This window comes from Sphingomonas sp. CL5.1, assembly GCF_013344685.1.
In the GTDB taxonomy this organism is placed as follows: Bacteria; Pseudomonadota; Alphaproteobacteria; order Sphingomonadales; family Sphingomonadaceae; genus Sphingomonas.
The window spans coordinates 3,206,260-3,221,371 of the sequence record NZ_CP050137.1 but is presented as its reverse complement, the minus strand read 5'-3'; the positions used below and the strand labels follow the sequence as shown (position 1 = coordinate 3,221,371).

18 protein-coding genes and 1 other RNA gene are annotated in these 15,112 nt (G+C 68.9%); 5 read left to right on the top strand and 14 right to left on the bottom strand.

Annotated features, from left to right (window positions below):
• Positions 1-34 precede the first annotated feature (34 nt).
• From F9288_RS15535 to F9288_RS15520, 4 genes are read right to left on the bottom strand one after another with little or no spacing between them, the layout of a single operon-like run.
• Positions 35-460: a chemotaxis protein CheW gene (locus tag F9288_RS15535; RefSeq protein WP_174837618.1), complete on the bottom strand. Its 426-nt coding sequence runs from the start codon at positions 458-460 to the stop codon at positions 35-37.
• Positions 457-2,736 carry a chemotaxis protein CheA gene (locus tag F9288_RS15530; protein ID WP_174837617.1) on the bottom strand — a complete coding sequence of 760 codons (2,280 nt, stop codon included), beginning with the start codon at positions 2,734-2,736 and terminating at the stop codon, positions 457-459. The genes F9288_RS15535 and F9288_RS15530 overlap by 4 nt, the downstream gene beginning before the upstream one ends.
• Positions 2,737-2,775: 39 nt before the next feature.
• A complete protein-coding gene (locus tag F9288_RS15525; protein WP_174837616.1) occupies positions 2,776-3,420 on the bottom strand; it encodes a histidine phosphotransferase family protein in 645 nt (214 codons plus the stop codon).
• Positions 3,421-3,464: 44 nt separating this feature from the next.
• Positions 3,465-3,878: a Mov34/MPN/PAD-1 family protein gene (locus F9288_RS15520; protein WP_174839120.1), complete on the bottom strand. Its 414-nt coding sequence runs from the start codon at positions 3,876-3,878 to the stop codon at positions 3,465-3,467.
• Between the two features lie 16 nt (positions 3,879-3,894).
• On the opposite strand from F9288_RS15520, the gene F9288_RS15515 reads away from it, so the two are divergent.
• The 4 genes from F9288_RS15515 (at position 3,895) to F9288_RS15500 (ending at position 7,193) form a co-directional block, all read left to right on the top strand.
• Positions 3,895-4,845 carry an RluA family pseudouridine synthase gene (locus F9288_RS15515; protein WP_174837615.1) on the top strand — a complete coding sequence of 317 codons (951 nt, stop codon included), beginning with the start codon at positions 3,895-3,897 and terminating at the stop codon, positions 4,843-4,845.
• Positions 4,846-4,908: 63 nt separating this feature from the next.
• A complete protein-coding gene (rpoH, locus tag F9288_RS15510; RefSeq protein ID WP_174837614.1) occupies positions 4,909-5,811 on the top strand; it encodes an RNA polymerase sigma factor RpoH in 903 nt (300 codons plus the stop codon).
• A gap of 56 nt (positions 5,812-5,867) precedes the next feature.
• Entirely contained in the window at positions 5,868-6,545 is a 678-nt protein-coding gene (gene mtgA / locus F9288_RS15505; protein ID WP_174837613.1) for a monofunctional biosynthetic peptidoglycan transglycosylase, read from the top strand.
• Between the two features lie 99 nt (positions 6,546-6,644).
• A complete protein-coding gene (locus tag F9288_RS15500) occupies positions 6,645-7,193 on the top strand; it encodes a DUF3617 domain-containing protein (RefSeq protein WP_174837612.1) in 549 nt (182 codons plus the stop codon).
• Positions 7,194-7,247: 54 nt separating this feature from the next.
• On the opposite strand, the gene F9288_RS15495 is transcribed toward F9288_RS15500, so the two are convergent.
• From F9288_RS15495 to F9288_RS15465, 7 genes are all read right to left on the bottom strand, one after another.
• Positions 7,248-7,571, bottom strand: coding sequence for a YbaB/EbfC family nucleoid-associated protein (locus tag F9288_RS15495; RefSeq protein WP_174837611.1), 324 nt, complete (start codon positions 7,569-7,571; stop codon positions 7,248-7,250).
• Positions 7,568-9,196 carry a DNA polymerase III subunit gamma/tau gene (locus tag F9288_RS15490; protein ID WP_174837610.1) on the bottom strand — a complete coding sequence of 543 codons (1,629 nt, stop codon included), beginning with the start codon at positions 9,194-9,196 and terminating at the stop codon, positions 7,568-7,570. The genes F9288_RS15495 and F9288_RS15490 overlap by 4 nt, the downstream gene beginning before the upstream one ends.
• Positions 9,197-9,389: 193 nt before the next feature.
• An RNA gene (gene ffs, locus F9288_RS15485) (signal recognition particle sRNA small type) lies at positions 9,390-9,487 on the bottom strand.
• 38 nt (positions 9,488-9,525) lie between these two features.
• Entirely contained in the window at positions 9,526-9,777 is a 252-nt protein-coding gene (locus F9288_RS15480; RefSeq protein WP_174837609.1) for a hypothetical protein, read from the bottom strand.
• 44 nt (positions 9,778-9,821) lie between these two features.
• Positions 9,822-10,157 (bottom strand): 2Fe-2S iron-sulfur cluster-binding protein, encoded by a 336-nt coding sequence (locus F9288_RS15475; protein WP_174837608.1) that lies wholly within the window; start codon positions 10,155-10,157, stop codon positions 9,822-9,824.
• Complete coding sequence (locus tag F9288_RS15470; RefSeq protein WP_174837607.1) at positions 10,154-11,224, bottom strand: cysteine desulfurase family protein; 1,071 nt, start codon at positions 11,222-11,224, stop codon at positions 10,154-10,156. Before F9288_RS15470 ends, F9288_RS15475 begins: the two co-directional genes overlap by 4 nt.
• Positions 11,221-12,282, bottom strand: coding sequence for a cysteine desulfurase family protein (locus F9288_RS15465; RefSeq protein WP_174837606.1), 1,062 nt, complete (start codon positions 12,280-12,282; stop codon positions 11,221-11,223). Before F9288_RS15465 ends, F9288_RS15470 begins: the two co-directional genes overlap by 4 nt.
• A 98-nt stretch (positions 12,283-12,380) precedes the next feature.
• On the opposite strand from F9288_RS15465, the gene F9288_RS15460 reads away from it, so the two are divergent.
• Positions 12,381-13,037, top strand: coding sequence for an alpha/beta hydrolase (locus tag F9288_RS15460; protein ID WP_174837605.1), 657 nt, complete (start codon positions 12,381-12,383; stop codon positions 13,035-13,037).
• 32 nt (positions 13,038-13,069) lie between these two features.
• On the opposite strand, the gene F9288_RS15455 is transcribed toward F9288_RS15460, so the two are convergent.
• Genes F9288_RS15455 through F9288_RS15445 form a run of 3 tightly spaced genes read right to left on the bottom strand, consistent with a single transcriptional unit; the run spans position 13,070 to position 15,111 of the window.
• Entirely contained in the window at positions 13,070-13,258 is a 189-nt protein-coding gene (locus F9288_RS15455) for a hypothetical protein (RefSeq protein ID WP_174834736.1), read from the bottom strand.
• The gene (locus F9288_RS15450; protein ID WP_174837604.1) at positions 13,255-14,202 is read right to left on the bottom strand and encodes an acetyl-CoA carboxylase carboxyltransferase subunit alpha; all 948 of its coding nucleotides are present in this window, start codon (positions 14,200-14,202) and stop codon (positions 13,255-13,257) included. The genes F9288_RS15455 and F9288_RS15450 overlap by 4 nt, the downstream gene beginning before the upstream one ends.
• Positions 14,203-14,211: 9 nt before the next feature.
• On the bottom strand, positions 14,212-15,111 hold the full coding sequence (locus F9288_RS15445; RefSeq protein ID WP_174837603.1) for a tyrosine recombinase: 900 nt from the start codon (positions 15,109-15,111) through the stop codon (positions 14,212-14,214).
• Between the last annotated feature and the right edge of the window lies 1 nt (position 15,112).

Genomic DNA, 15,112 nt, shown 5'->3' with positions numbered 1-15,112 from the left:
CCGTCATCGCAGAAAGCAGTAACGGCAAGGTTAATCACGCCACGCGCGAAACCAGCCGGGGAAGATCGATCACCAGCATCGGCTGGCCATCGCGCACCGCGCTTCCGGCCGCCACCGCCGACCAGCGATCGCCCACCGCCACGCCCGGCGCGAGCGGCGTGACCTCGACCGGGGCGACATCCTCCATGGCATCGACCAGCACGGCATAGAGTTGCCCTTCCACCGACGTGATGACGGCGCGGCGACGTTCGCCGTCAGGCGCGGGCAATCCCAGCACCTGCCAGCTATCGATCACCGTCACGACGCGGCTACGCAAGGCGGCGAGCCCGCGCACCGCCGGCGCCGCGCCGGGCGCCGGCACGATTTCCCCGACATCGATCACCGCCTTGACCTGCGCGGCGTCGAACAGGACACCTCTATCGCCGAGGCTGCCGATCAGATGAAGCGCGGGCTGGCTCATGCCGCCCTCCCCAGTGCATCGACCAACGCGACACGATCGTAGCGATAGAGCGGGTCGCCCGGCGAGCGGCCAAGCCGCAGGATACGTTCCTCGCCGACTCCGCCGACTTCCTCGTCGTCCATCGCGAGGATCACGTCCGCCGCCTCGCCCTCCGCGAGTCGCCGCACGACGCGATATCCGGCCGCTTCGATCGCCGGTTTCAGGAAGATTTCCATCCAGCCGGCCTCCGCCCCGCGCAACAGGCACAGCGGCGCATGGCGCGTGCTCGCGTTCCGTTCGGTCAGGGCGAGCGGATCGATCACCTCCACCGGCGCGCCGTCGATCATCGCGATACCGGCAATGACGCCGGCTCCCAAGGCTGGCGCGATCTCCGCCGGCAGCATGACGATGTCGATCGCCTCGCACACCGGATAGGCCAGCGCGCCAAGCTCCTCGTTCAACCGCAGCACGGACCAGCCCGTCTCCGCCGCGCGCGGAGTCGCCGCGCAGACCAGCCCGACCGCCTGTTCGCCGCTCGTCATCCACCATTGTCCGGCGGCCTCATGCACCGCGTCCGGGGAGAGCGGCTCGATGCGGTTGATCGCGGCCAGCGCGATCGCCCGGCGGCAGCCGTCGATATCGTGGAACAGCAATGCCTGAACACCCGCCTCCACCGGCACTTCCGCGACGGGCGGCTCCTCGCGCTCGATCGCGGAGAATTGCAACCCCGCTACCGCCGCCAGCCCCGCGACGTCGAGCAGCAGCATCGGCCGTCCGCTGTCGGGTAAGGTCTGTCCAGCATAGACGCCCGCGCGCATCACCGCCGGCGCGGCGGGCTTGATGACCAGTTCCTCGGTATCCAGCACCGCGTCGACCGCCAGCGCATAGGCGCCGCCCGGCACTTCCAGCACCATCAGCAGCCCCGGCGCGCCGTGCGGCAACCCCAGTATTCCGCCGAGCGCGACCAGCGGCAGTTGACGGTCCCTGATCGTGGCGAGGCGCCCCTCCCCGATCGGGTCGATCCGCACCATGTCCGCGCGAACCGAGACGATCTCGTCGATCGCCTGTCGTGGCAGCGCGAACACCTGGCCGCCGGCTTCGACGATCACGGCGGAAAGGATCGCCAGCGTCAGCGGCACTTCCAGCGTGATGCTCAGCCCGCGCCCCGGCCGGTTGGCGATCGCGATACGGCCGCCGATCTGCTCGACGTTCGTCCGCACCACATCCATCCCGACGCCGCGCCCAGAGGTGCCGGTGACGACATCGCGACTCGAGAGTCCCGGCTCGAAGATCAGGTCGAGCCGTCCGCGCTCGCTCAACCCGCGAATCTCGGCATCGCGCGCCGGATCACGCGCCAGCGCGCGGGCGGCGAGCAGATCGGTGTCGATCCCGCGCCCGTCGTCTGCGATCTCGACCAGGATGCGGTTGCCGGACTGGCGCGCGGAGACGGTGAGCCGCCCCGCCTCGCGCTTGCCGGCCGCGCGGCGTTCGGCGGGGGTTTCGAGGCCGTGGTCGAGCGCGTTGCGGACCATGTGGACGAGTGGATCGCGCAGCAGCTCGATCATCTCGCGATCAAGCTCCACGTCGCCGCCATCGATCGTCAGCGACACCTGCTTGCCCAGCGCGGCGGCCGTGTCGCGCACCACGCGCGGGAGAGCGGAGAACAAAGCATCGACCGTCTGCATCCGCGTGCGCGTCACCGTGTCGCGAAGTTCGGCGACGGTCTGCGACAGCCGGTCGAGCGTATGGCCGGCCGCGTCCTCGCCCGTCTCACGCAGGCGGCGGGCCAGTTCGTTGCGCGCCAGCACCATCTCCGACACGCCGTTCATCATCCGGTCGAGCAGATCGACCGAGAGGCGGATGCTGCGGCTCTGCGCGCGACCGGCCGCCACGGCCGGCTGGACGGGAAGCGCGGTGGCCGGCGCGTCATCCTGACGTTCGAGCGCCGCGATCAGCGCATCCTCGCCGCTGTCGTCCAGCCCGGCGCCAGCGTCGATCGCCTCGACGATCTCCCCGATCCGGTCGACGATCGACAGCACGGCATTGACCAGCGCGCGATCCGGCAGGCGCTCGCCAGCGCGCACCGCCGCCAGCACGTCCTCCGCCGCATGGCTGAGCCGGCCGACGCGCGGCAGGTCGAGGAAGCCGCAGCTTCCTTTCACCGTATGCACGAAGCGGAAAATGGCATCGAGCCGCGCGCGGTCAGCCGGATCGGCTTCCCACGCGACGATTTCGCCCGCGATCGCCTCCAGCGATTCGCGAGTCTCGGCGATGAATTCCTGCAACAGGTCGTCCATGTCGCCGCGACCTTGCCCCGGCGACAGTTAAATCAGCGTTTACCGGGCGTTGAGCGTCGCGCCGAACAGCAGGACGTTTTCGGCCGGCGCGCTCACCTGCACCGATCCGCCGGTCTCGGTGACGAGCGAATGGACCATATAGGCCGCCGCGCTGCGCGGCGTCACCTCGCGCCCGCCCGCGCCCTCGGTAAGCGTCGCGCGCAATTCATCGTCCAGGATGACGCGCGCGCCCTCCGCCTTCAGCACGATTTCGATGACGCCGGCATTGTTCTCGCCGCCGATCGCCAGCGTGCCGCCGCGCACCAGCGCGTCGCCCGCGATCATCGCCAGGTTGAGCAGCACCTTGATCGCCGTCTTGGGCAGTTCCGCTTCCTCGACCAGCCAGTTGAGGTCGAGCCGCTTGTTCTCGCCGAGCAGCCCGGTGATCGCGGCCTGCGCCTCGCGCGTGTCGATGAGGTCGCCGAAACCACCCCCGGCCCCGAAGGCGAGGCGGAAGAATTTCAGCTTGTTCGCCGAAACCCGCGCGCTCTCGCCCAGCAGGTCGAGGCAGCGCTCGCGCATCGCCGGATCGGTCTCGTCGGCGAGCAGTTCCAGCCCGTTATTGAGCGCCCCCACCGGCGACAGCAGGTCGTGGCACAGCCGCGAGCATAACAGGCTGGCGAAATCGACCGGGCTGATCGTCATATTGGTCCCCCAAACAGGCGCGGGCCTTTTGGCGAAGCGCGGAGTCAGGCGCAAGCCTCGTCGATCAGGATCGTCAGCGGATCGAAGCGGCCATGCACCGCCCCGTCGCCGACCGCCCGCCACGCGCGCGCCTCGCCGTTCCCGGCAACGATGAGCCAGATCGCGCCGTCGGCCGCCTGCGCCGCGTCGGTGCGCGACGGCATGGCGTCACCCGAGGGATGCGAATGGTAGTGCCCGATCACCGCATCTCCCCCCATCCGAGCCGCGCGATGCGCCGCGAGCAGCGCCGCCGGATCGAGCTCGAAGCGGGTGGCCGGCATGGGGTGGACATTGGCGCACGGCCGCGCGCCGATGCTGCCGTCCGGCGCACGCAGCAGCAGGCCGCAAATCTCCTCCCTATTGGCCCCCGCTTCCGCGACGAGCCGCCGGAGCAGCGACCTTGAAATTCGGAGCGTCATATCCATCTAAGACACGATGCACCGGGGGGCTTCCGTCATTCAAGCAACGATCACGCCGACCGCCGACGGGTGGCGGCTCGATCGCGCGCTGGCGGACGCTGTTCCCACGCTGTCGCGCGAGCGGCTGAAGGTGCTGATCGCGGGCGGCAAGGTCGCGCGCGACGGGCAGCTCGTCCGCGAGCCGGCGCGCAAGGCGGCGGCGGGCGAGACCTTCGCCGTCACCGTGCCCGATCCCGCGCCGGCGCATAACGAGGCGCAGGATATCCCGCTCCGGATCGCGTTCGAAGACGAGCATCTGATCGTCGTCGACAAGCCGGCCGGGCTGGTCGTTCATCCCGCCGCAGGGAACCTCGACGGCACGCTGGTCAACGCGCTGCTGCACCATTGCCAAGGCTCGCTTTCAGGCATCGGGGGGGTGGCGCGGCCGGGGATCGTCCATCGCATCGACAAGGACACATCCGGCCTGATGGTCGCCGCCAAGACCGATCGCGCACACGAGGGGCTGGCGAAGCAGTTCGCCGACCATTCGATCGACCGCCGCTATCTGGCGATCGTCTCTGGTCAGCCCACGCCGCCCGCCGGCAGCGTAGACGCGCCGCTCGCGCGCAGCCCGCAGAACCGCAAGAAGATCGCGATCGTCGCGAACGGCAAGCGCGCTGTTACGCATTATCGCACGGTGGAGCGGCTGAAGCGCGACGCCGCGCTGGTCGAATGCCGGCTGGAGACGGGGCGGACGCATCAGGTGCGCGTGCATATGGCCTCGCTCGGCCACGCCCTGCTCGGCGATCCGGTCTATGGCCGGACGAAGCAGGCGCATCGCGCCTTGCTCGAAACGCTGGGTTTCAGGCGTCAGGCCTTGCATGCGGCGCGGCTGGGGTTCATCCATCCGATAACAAAAGTTGCTTTGTCGTTCGAAAGCACGATGCCTGCTGACATGCAGGAACTGTTCATTCAGCTCAACGTATAAGACTGGAAACGGCGCGGCGTTCATCACGGCCGCGACTTTCCGCAAAGGGAAAGGGTAAGGATCATGGCAAACCGCAGCAACGTCCCCGCGACGATCCCTGCGCTCGGCGGGGAGCAGAGCCTCAACCGCTATCTCGCCGAGATCAAGAAGTTCCCCATCCTAGCGCCCGAGCAGGAATATATGCTCGCCAAGCGCTTCCAGGAGCATGGCGATACCGAGGCGGCTGCGCAGCTCGTCACCTCGCACCTCCGGCTCGTGGCGAAGATCGCGATGGGCTATCGCGGCTACGGCCTGCCGGTCAGCGAGCTGATTTCCGAAGGGAATATCGGCCTGATGCAGGGCGTGAAGAAGTTCGAGCCGGATCGCGGCTTTCGCCTCGCCACCTATGCGATGTGGTGGATCAGGGCGTCGATCCAGGAATTCATCCTGCGCTCGTGGAGTCTGGTGAAGATGGGCACCACGGCGGCGCAGAAGAAGCTGTTCTTCAACCTGCGCCGCATGAAGGCCCGGCTCGACGCGTTCGAGGACGGCGATCTCAAGCCGGAGGACGTTCAAAAGATCGCCACCGATCTCGGCGTGACCGAGGCGGAAGTCGTCAGCATGAACCGCCGCATGGCGATGGGCGGCGATACCAGCCTCAACGTGCCGATGCGCGAGGACGGCGAGGGCCAGTGGCAGGACTGGCTGGCCGACGACACGCCGTTGCAGGACAGCGTCCTGGCCGAGTCGCAGGAAGCCGACGTGCGGCACGAGATGCTCGTCTCCGCGATGGACGACCTCAACGATCGCGAGAAGCACATCCTCACCGAGCGCCGCCTGACCGACGATCCCAAGACGCTGGAGGAACTGTCGCAGGTGTACGGCGTCAGCCGCGAGCGCGTCCGCCAGATCGAGGTGCGCGCGTTCGAGAAGCTCCAGAAGGCGATGATGCGCCTTGCGGGGGAGAAACGGCTGCTGCCGGCCTGAGGCATTCCCTTGCGAGGCATTGCTGGCGATCATGATGCTCGGCTAACGACGGGCGCATGATCGCTCGCGTGCTTCGTGTCGGCGGCAAGGTCGCCTTGTGGTTCGTCGCCCTGTCGGTGCTGTGGGTCGTGATCCTGCGCTTCGTGCCGACACCCTTCACCTTCACGATGCTGGGCGACCTGCTGTCCGGCGGCTCGGTCACGAAGGAATGGCGGCCGTTGAACCGGATCGACCCCAATATGGCGCGCGCCGCGATCGCCGGGGAGGATGCGCGCTTCTGCTCCCATCACGGCTTCGACTTCCGGGCGATCGCGGGCGCGGCGTATCGCAATGCCGAGGGCGGCCGGATTCGCGGCGGTTCCACGATCAGCCAGCAGACCGCGAAGAACGTCTTCCTGTTCCAGGGCGGCGGCTATCTCCGCAAGGCGTTCGAGGCATATTTCACCGTCCTGATCGAAACGATCTGGGGCAAACGGCGGATCATGGAGATGTATCTCAATGTCGCCGAGACCGGCATCGGCACCTATGGCGTGGAGGCCGGGGCGTTGCGCTATTTCCACCATTCGGCCGCGCATCTGACGCCGCTGGAGGCCGGGCGGATCGCGGCCGTGCTGCCGCTGCCGAAAAAGCGCGCCGCCATCGATCCCAGCGGCTTCGTGCGGCGCCACGGCAACGCGCTGGCGCGCTACGTTGGCGTGGTGCAGCGCAACGGGCTGGATAGCTGCCTGAAATAAAGGCGTTTCCTGCCCGCAGGGATACCGCGCGGCTTGCGCGCGTTGAGGGCGGGTCCGCCATCAGACGGACGTGACGGGAACGGAACGGGAGACGGATGTATGAAGCTCGCCTATGCGATCGCGCTGGTTCCGCTGGCGTTGGCGGGATGTAACAACAAACCGGAAGTGAAGGCCGAGAACGCCTCCGTCGCGGAGGTCGCCACCGCCGCCGACAGCGCGATACGGATGGAGCCGGGCAAATGGCGCACCGAGGTGTCGGTCGATTCGGTCGAGATCGCCAACGCGCCGCCGCAGGTCGCCGACATGATGAAGAAGCGGCTTTCCGCTTCCGGCAAGCAGACCGTCGAAGCCTGCGTCACCAAGGAACAGGCCGAGCGACCGCCGGAAGACCTGCTCGGCGGCAAGGGCATGAAATCGTGCCGCTACGACACGTTCGAGATCAAGGGCGGCAAGCTCAATGCGCAGATGACCTGCCAGGGCGGTCCCGCCGGCCAGGGCACGATCCAGAGCACGCTGTCAGGCGATTTCGGCAGCAAGGGCTATGATCTGGTCAGCGAGACCAAGACCGACATGAACGGCCAGAGCATCACCACCAAGACCAAGGTGAAGGGTTCGCGGATCGGCGACTGCACCGCCGCCGCGAGTTGACGGGCAGGAGCCGGCCGGCACGATCCGCGCGCCAGCCGGCTCCGTGCAAGGCGATCAGAACGGCAGCTTGAATCCCGGCGGCAGCGGCAGGCCGCTCGTCATCTTCGCCATCTCGGCGGAGGAAGCCGCATCGGCCTTCGCCCGCGCATCGTTGAGCGCGGCGGCGACGAGATCCTCCACCATCTGCTTCTCGGACGGCTGGAGCAGGGATTCGTCGATCGAAACCGCGATGATGCGCCCCTTGGCCGATGCCTTCACCTTGACGAGGCCACCGCCGGCGGCCCCCTCCACCTCGATCGTGTCGAGGCTCTCCTGCGCCTTGGTCAGCTCGTTCTGCACGTTCTGCGCCATGGCAAGAATGTCGTTCAAGTCCTTCACAATATGCTCCGTCTGGGCCATTCGATGAGTTCAGCGTCGGGAAAGGCGGCGCGCGCCGCGGCAATGATCGGCGTGTCGAGGATCGCCTGACGCGCCGCTTCCTCCGCCGCGTCATCCGTCTCCTTCATGGTCGGCTCCCCCGGCTCGTCGACCATCGCCACCTTCCATGCGCGGCCGGTTTCTGCCTTCAGCACCTGCGCGAACTCGGCGAGGGTATCGGCCGAAACCGGGCGCGAGCCGCTGAAGGCGATCTCGCCCGGCGCGATCCGCACCAGCCGCGCGCTGCCGCGCAGCCGGTGATAGAGCGCGTGGTGGCCGCGTTCCTCCAGCAGCGCCATGATCGCGGCGAATTCGTTTTGCGCGCCCTGCGGCGGTGCGGGCGCTGCGGCGACGGCAGGGCCACCGACCGATATCGAGCCGCTCGCGATCTGCCGCGCCAGCTCGCCGGGATCGGGCAAGGTCGACGCATGGACGATGCGCAGCAGCGCCATCTCCGCCGTCTCGATCGGCATGGCGGCGCGGGCGACCTCATCATGCCCCTTGAGCAGCAACTGCCACAGCCGATGGAGCATCGCGAAGGAGAGCTTCGTCGCCCAGTCGCGATAGGTGGTGCGCTCATCCTCCGGCTGGGCCGGATCGTCGGGCGCGCCGACCTTCACCAGCGTCACGCCATGCACCGCCTCCAGCAGCGCGCGGAACACCGATTGCGGATCGACGCCAAGGTCGTATTGCCGGCGCAGCGCCGCGAGCGCGGCCGGCGCATCGCCCGCAAGCAACAGCCCGAGCAGATCGCGCACCGCCCCGCGATCGGACAGGCCGAGCATCTCGCGCACCGCCGCCGCGCGGACGCCGCCGCCTTCCAGATCGGCATGGGCGATCGCCTGGTCGAGGATCGACAGGCCGTCGCGCGCCGATCCTTCCGCCGCGCGCGCGATCAGCGCCAGCGCCTCCGGCTCGGCCGCCGCCTGCTCCTGTTCGCAGACGTTGGCGAAATGCTTCGCCAGCATTTCCGCCGGGATGCGGCGCAGGTCGAACCGCTGGCAGCGCGACAGCACCGTCACCGGCACCTTGTTCACCTCCGTCGTGGCGAACAGGAACTTCACGTGCGCGGGCGGTTCCTCCAGCGTCTTGAGCAGGCCGTTGAAGGCCGCCTTCGACAGCATGTGGACTTCGTCGATGATGTAAATCTTGTAGCGCGCGGAAACCGCCGCATAGCGCGACGCCTCGATGATCTCGCGGATATCGTCGATGCCGGTGTGGCTGGCGGCGTCCATCTCGATCACGTCGATATGGCGCCCCTCGGCGATCGCGCGGCACGGCTCGCAGACACCGCACGGGTCGATCGTCGGGTTGCCCTGCCCGTCCGGGCCGATGCAGTTCAATGCCTTGGCGATAAGCCGGGCGGTGGAGGTCTTGCCCACCCCGCGCACGCCGGTCAGCAGGAAGGCATGGGCGATGCGGTCGCGCTTTATCGCATTCTCCAGCGTGCGGACCATCGCCTCCTGCCCGATCAGCGCGGAGAAGGTCTGCGGCCGGTATTTGCGCGCGAGCACGCGATAGGCGTCGCCTGCGCGTTGCGGCTGTGGCGGCTCGTCGAGGCCGAGCGAGGCGGAGAGATCATTCACCCGGAGGTAGATAGGGGGTGCGGAGGGATTCGTCAGCTACAATCCGGGAAACAGCTTTCCGCGTTCGGATGAGTAGGTGAGGAATGTATCGGGGTGCGACGCGGCGAAGCCGCGTCGTCGGACGGCGCTGGTAACGCCGCCGGCCGTTCGCGCTGCTGGTGCGCGCGATAGCTTCACTATCGCTTGCGCAGCGCGCGGTGGGAGCCGGAACGACCCGTGGCGAAATCGTTGTGGCTGCTTCCGTCAGGATCTGACCAGGTTGGCGACGACCACGTCCGCCCGACTCCCGCGCGCCATATGGCGGAGCCGGGCGGCGTGTTCAAGCCATCTTACCAAGCACGCACGCGATAGCAGACGCGGTGCCGGCGATAGTGGCCGCGCCACTCGCACACGGTCCGGAAGCGCGGGCCACGATGCCAGCCGCGATTCCTGTCCCATCCGCGATGATAGCCGCGATCGCCGCGCCAGCGATCATGCTTCCCGTAATAGCCGTCGTTGCGCCAGCCTTGCGCTTCCGCCGCGCCGGGCAGCGCGGTGCCCGCCACCATCAGGCCGGCGAGCGCGAGAACGATCTTCTTCATGTGGTTCACTCCAGTGCTTCTTCCCACATGAGGCCGACATTAATTCACCGCCCCTGCATGTTCCGTGAACCCGATGGTAAGCGTACAGTCAGGCCGTCGAGCGCCTCCGACAGCATGATCTGGCACGACAGCCGGCTGGTGCGCGTCGCGTCATAGGCGAGATCGAGCATATCCTCCTCGTCCTCGCTCGCCGGGGGCAACCGATCGAAGTCGGCCGCATCGACGATGACGTGGCAGGTGGCGCAGGCCATCTGTCCCTCGCAGGTGCCCTCCAGCGGCTGGCCGTTGCGCTGCCCCACTTCGAGCAGGCTCTCGCCGGGCGCCGCTTCCACCTCGCTCACCGTTCCGTCGGTGGCGACGAAATGCACCTTCACGGTCATGCCGCGATCCTCTGCGCGTCGGCCGCCGCCGCGATGCGGGTCAGCGCGATCCGCAATTCCTCCTCCGTGGTGTAGCGCCCGAAGCCGAGCCGGATCGAGCCGCGCGCCTCCGCATCGCTCAGGCCGATCGCCTTCAGCACATGGCTCGGCCGTCCCGAGCCGCTGGCGCAGGCCGACCCGGCGGAAAAGGCGATATCGCGACAGTCGGACATCAGCCGGTTCACGTCCAGCCCGGCGCGGCGCACGTTGAGATTGCCGTGATAGCGCGGGCTGACCGCGCCGTTGATCGTCCAGCCGGCGAGCATACCGGTCGCCAGCGACCACAGCTGCTCGACATGCGCGGCGTCCTGCGCCGCGCGCTCCGCCATCAACCGCGCCGCGACGCCGAAGCCGACACACAGCGCCGGGCTGAGCGTGCCCGAACGCCCGCTCTCCTGATCGCCGCCGTGCAGTAAGGGCGCGAGCGTTACGCCATCGCGGACCCACAACGCGCCGACGCCTTTCGGCCCGTGGATCTTGTGCGCGGAGAGCGCGATCAGATCGCAGCCGTCCGGGATCGGCACGCGGCCATAGCCCTGCACCGCGTCGCACAGCATCAGCGCGCCAGCGGCATGGGCCTGCACCGCGATCTCGGCGACCGGCTGGATCACGCCGATCTCGTTGTTGACCAGCATCGCCTCGACCAGCTTTGCGCCCGGCAGAGCCTTGGCCAGCGCGGCGCGATCGATCAGTCCCTCTCGATCGACCGGCACGATCCGCGCCTCGCCGCCCGCCCGCGCGGTGTCGAGCACGGCGGCATGTTCGGTGGCGATCGTCACGACCGGGCCACCGACGCTCTTGATCGCCCAGTTGAGCGCCTCGGTCGCGCCGGAGGTGAACACCACCCGGCCGCCCTTCGGCAGCAGCGCGGCGACCTGCGCGCGGGCCACCTCGATCGCCGCCTTGGCCTTGCGCCCGGCGGAATGGGCGGAATGCGGGTTGGCATGTTCGTCGCGCAGCCACGGCAGCATCGCCTCGAACGCTTCGGGCGCGAGCGGCGTGGTCGCCTGATAATCGAGGTAGATCATGCCGCCAGCCGCCGCGCCTGCCGCGCGACGTCGCGCCACGCGGCGATGAAGCGATCCACGTCCGCCTCGCCCGTCATGCGGCCGAAGCTGACGCGGATCACCTCGCGCGTCTCCTCCTCGCCCCAGCCCATCGCGCGCAGGACGTGGCTCGGCTTCAGGCTGCCGCTCGCGCAGGCGCTGCCGGCGGAAACGGCGATGCCGGCGAGGTCGAAGCGGATCAGTTGCGCGCTCGCGGCGAGGCCGGGCAGGCGATAGCTGCCGATCGCGGGGTGACGCGCCGCCTTCTCGCCCACGACGATCCCGCCCGAGCGGCGGATCGCATCGTCCAGCCGCGCGCGCAGGGCGGCGTGATCCGGCTCCGGCTCGGCGAGCGCGGCGGCATAGCCCAGCGCGGCGGGAAGGTTCTCGGTGCCGGGGCGATAGCCGCGCTCCTGCCCGCCGGTCGGCCGCAGCGTCGCCAGATCGCGCACCAGCAGCGCGCCGACCCCTGGCGGCCCGCCGCGCTTGTGGGCGGAGAGCGTGACCAGATCGGCGTGATCGGCCAATTCCCCCGACGCCGGCATCTGCGCCGCATCGACCAGCAGCAGGCCACCGCCGGCGTGGACGATCTCAGCCGCCGCCGCGATCGGCTGGCGCACGCCCGTTTCGCTATTGCACCATTGCAGGCAGACCAGCGCCGGCTCGCCCTCGACCAGCCGGGCGAGCGCCACAAGGTCGATCACGCCGTCCGCATCCACCGGTGCCGTCTCCGCCACGCCGGCCGCGCGGATAGCGGCGTCATGCTCCACCGCCGAGACGATGCGCCGCGCCACCTGCGCCCGGCCGAGCGCGAGCGTCAGCGATTCGCTCGCGCCGCTGGTCAGCAACGTCTCGTGCCGCCAGCCATAAGCGGCGGCGATCGCGGCGCGCGCTTCCTCCAGCGCGGCGCGCGCGGCGCGTCCCTCGGCATGGGGCGAGGAGGGGTTCGCCCACATCGCCTGCCCGCGCGCGACGGCGGCGATCGCGGCCGCCGTCATCGGCGTGGTCGCGGCGTGATCGAGATAGAGACGTGGGGCCAAGGCTGATTCCGGCAAAACTCGTTCCAAATCCGGTGATGCGTCCTATATAGCGCGCAAAGCACGGCGCTACACCCGCGCCCACCAACGAACGGGAAACAATGCCTGAAGTGATCTTCCCCGGCCCCGAGGGCCGTCTGGAGGGGCGTTTCGCCCCCGCCCCCAAGCCCCGCGCGCCGGTCGCGATGATCCTGCATCCGCATCCCAACGCGGGCGGCACGATGAACAACCATATCGTGCAGCAGCTCTACAAGACGTTCCAGCGGCGCGGCTTCGCCACGCTGCGCTTCAACTTCCGTGGCGTCGGCAAGAGCCAGGGGACATTCGACAACGGCATCGGCGAGCTTTCCGACGCCGCCAGCGCGCTCGACTGGGTGCAGAGCTTCCACCCGGAGGCATCGACGACGTGGATCGCCGGCTTCTCGTTCGGCGCGTGGATCGGGATGCAGCTCCTGATGCGGCGGCCGGAGATCCGCGGCTTCATCTCGATCGCGCCGCCGGCCAATCTCTATGATTTCACCTTCCTCGCCCCCTGCCCCTCGTCCGGCATCATTATCCAGGGCGAGCAGGACGAGGTGGCGACGCCCGGCGCGACGCAGAAGCTGGTCGACAAGCTGCGCACGCAGAAGCACATCACGATCCACCATGACGTGATCCCGCGCGCCAACCATTTCTTCGAGCATGAGATGGACGATATGATGAGGTCGGTCGACAATTACCTCGACATGCGCCTCGCGCCGGATTCGCCGATCCGCTGACACGGAAAGGGGCGCTACCGGGCGCCCCAATTCTACGCGGTCGGCAGTGTCCAGATCAGGACGTTCGCCACCAGCACCGCCGTCATCACCAGCAGCAGCACGCCCTTGCGACGGTCGCGCCCGTTGCGCAGCAGATAGAGGCCGCCGATCAGACAGGCGAACGCCGCGATCATGCCGATCGCGGGCGCAGCCTGCGCGATGCCGGTCAGCGCATTGTTCACACCCGGCCCATCGCGAGGAACTTCGCGCGGCGATCCTTGCGCAGCGCATCCGCCGACATGCCGGAAAGCTCGCCCAGCGAATGCTCGATCGCGTCGCCGAGCGCGGCGATCGCCGCCGCCGGATCACGATGCGCGCCGCCGATCGGCTCCGGCACGATCGCGTCGATCACGCCGAGCGCCTTCAGGTCCTGCGCCGTCACCTTCATCGCCTCGGCCGCCTCCGGCGCCTTGTCGGCGGTGCGCCACAGGATCGAGGCGCAACCCTCGGGCGAGATCACCGAATAGACGGCGTGCTCGAACATCAGCACGCGATTGCCGGCGGCCAGCGCGATCGCGCCGCCCGAGCCGCCCTCGCCCACCACCGCCGCGACCATCGGCACGCCGAGCGCGAGGCTCGCCTCGGTCGAGCGGGCGATCGCCTCGGCCTGCCCGCGCTCCTCGGCCTGAAGACCGGGGAAAGCGCCGGACGTGTCCACCAGCGTCACCACCGGCAGCCCGAACCGGTCGGCGAGTTCCATCAGGCGCACCGCCTTGCGATAGCCCTCCGGCTTGCCCATCCCGAAATTGTGGCGGAGGCGCGAGGCGGTGTCGTCGCCCTTCTCATGCCCCAGCACCATCACGCGCCGGCCGCGAAAGGTCGCGAAGCCGCCGAGGATCGCCTGATCGTCGGCGAAACCGCGATCGCCGGCCAGCGGCACGAACTCGCTGAACAGCCCCGCGACATAATCGTTGAAATGCGGCCGTTCGGGATGGCGGGCGATCTGCGTCTTCTGCCACGGCGACAGTCTGGCGAAGGTGTCGCGCAGCAACTTGTCGGATTTCGCCTGCAATCTGGCGATCTCCGCGCTGAGATCGACGCCGCCATCGGCGCCCGTCTCACGCAGTTCGTCGATCCGCGCCTGAAGTTCGGCGATCGGCTTCTCGAAATCGAGGAAAGTCGGCATCCCGCTGCGCTAGGGCGCGCGCTTCGCCACGTCAACGAGCGGATGGCGTTCGTTGACCAGTTCGACCAGCCGCCTGCTGTCGACATGGGTGTAGATTTCGGTCGTCGCGATATCGGCATGGCCGAGCATCGATTGCAGCGCGCGCAGGTCCGCCCCGCCCTCCAGCAGATGCGTCGCGAAGGCATGGCGCAGGACGTGCGGGCTGATCCGCTCGGGCGGTATCCCCGCCTCCCCCGCCAGCGCGCGGACGAGCTGGTAGAGCCTGACGCGCGAGAGATGCCCCTTGCCGGAGGGGAACAGGAACGGCCGCTCCGCCGCGACATGCTCGCGCCACCGCGCCACCGCCGCCCGCGCGCGATCCGATACCGGCACCAGCCGCTCCCGCCCGCCCTTGCCGCGCAGGATCAGGAACGGCCGGTCGGGCTGGATCGCGTTGCGCGGCAGCGAGACAAGCTCGGTCGCGCGCAGGCCGGAGCCATAGAGCAGTTCCAGCAGCGCCTCCATCCGCCGGTCGGTGGGATCGGGCGGATCGCGCGCCAGCCGCGCGGCGATCGTCGCGAACAGCCTATCGATATCGGCGTGGGAGAGCGTCCTGGGCAGCGCGCGCCGCGTGCCGGGGCGCGGCAATGCCTTGCCCGGATCGTCGCCGCGCAGGCCCTCATCGGCCAGAAAGGCGTAGAAGCGCCGCAGTGCCGCCGACTTGCGCGCCACGCTCGATCGCGAAAGGTCGAGCCAGCTTTCGCTCAGCCGCTCCAGCGCCGCCGTGTCCGCGTCGGCCAGCCCGCCGCCCAGCGCCTCGGAGGCGAGCAGCAGGTCGCTGCGATAGGCGGCGATCGTGTTGCGCGCCGCGCCCGCCTGCGCCGCCATCATCTCGAGGAAGCGTTCGATCAGGTCGCGGTCGGCGCCCATC

What these genes read in the sequence shown, in the direction of transcription:
- F9288_RS15535 (WP_174837618.1), bottom strand. Translation starts at nt 460, where the DNA reads ATGAGCCAGCCCGCGCTTCATCTGATCGGCAGCCTCGGCGATAGAGGT.
- F9288_RS15530 (WP_174837617.1), bottom strand. Translation starts at nt 2,736, where the DNA reads ATGGACGACCTGTTGCAGGAATTCATCGCCGAGACTCGCGAATCGCTG.
- F9288_RS15525 (WP_174837616.1), bottom strand. Translation starts at nt 3,420, where the DNA reads ATGACGATCAGCCCGGTCGATTTCGCCAGCCTGTTATGCTCGCGGCTG.
- F9288_RS15520 (WP_174839120.1), bottom strand. Translation starts at nt 3,878, where the DNA reads ATGACGCTCCGAATTTCAAGGTCGCTGCTCCGGCGGCTCGTCGCGGAA.
- F9288_RS15515 (WP_174837615.1), top strand. Translation starts at nt 3,895, where the DNA reads ATGCACCGGGGGGCTTCCGTCATTCAAGCAACGATCACGCCGACCGCC.
- rpoH (WP_174837614.1), top strand. Translation starts at nt 4,909, where the DNA reads ATGGCAAACCGCAGCAACGTCCCCGCGACGATCCCTGCGCTCGGCGGG.
- mtgA (WP_174837613.1), top strand. Translation starts at nt 5,868, where the DNA reads ATGATCGCTCGCGTGCTTCGTGTCGGCGGCAAGGTCGCCTTGTGGTTC.
- F9288_RS15500 (WP_174837612.1), top strand. Translation starts at nt 6,645, where the DNA reads ATGAAGCTCGCCTATGCGATCGCGCTGGTTCCGCTGGCGTTGGCGGGA.
- F9288_RS15480 (WP_174837609.1), bottom strand. Translation starts at nt 9,777, where the DNA reads ATGAAGAAGATCGTTCTCGCGCTCGCCGGCCTGATGGTGGCGGGCACC.
- F9288_RS15475 (WP_174837608.1), bottom strand. Translation starts at nt 10,157, where the DNA reads ATGACCGTGAAGGTGCATTTCGTCGCCACCGACGGAACGGTGAGCGAG.
- F9288_RS15470 (WP_174837607.1), bottom strand. Translation starts at nt 11,224, where the DNA reads ATGATCTACCTCGATTATCAGGCGACCACGCCGCTCGCGCCCGAAGCG.
- F9288_RS15460 (WP_174837605.1), top strand. Translation starts at nt 12,381, where the DNA reads ATGCCTGAAGTGATCTTCCCCGGCCCCGAGGGCCGTCTGGAGGGGCGT.
- F9288_RS15450 (WP_174837604.1), bottom strand. Translation starts at nt 14,202, where the DNA reads ATGCCGACTTTCCTCGATTTCGAGAAGCCGATCGCCGAACTTCAGGCG.
- F9288_RS15445 (WP_174837603.1), bottom strand. Translation starts at nt 15,111, where the DNA reads ATGGGCGCCGACCGCGACCTGATCGAACGCTTCCTCGAGATGATGGCG.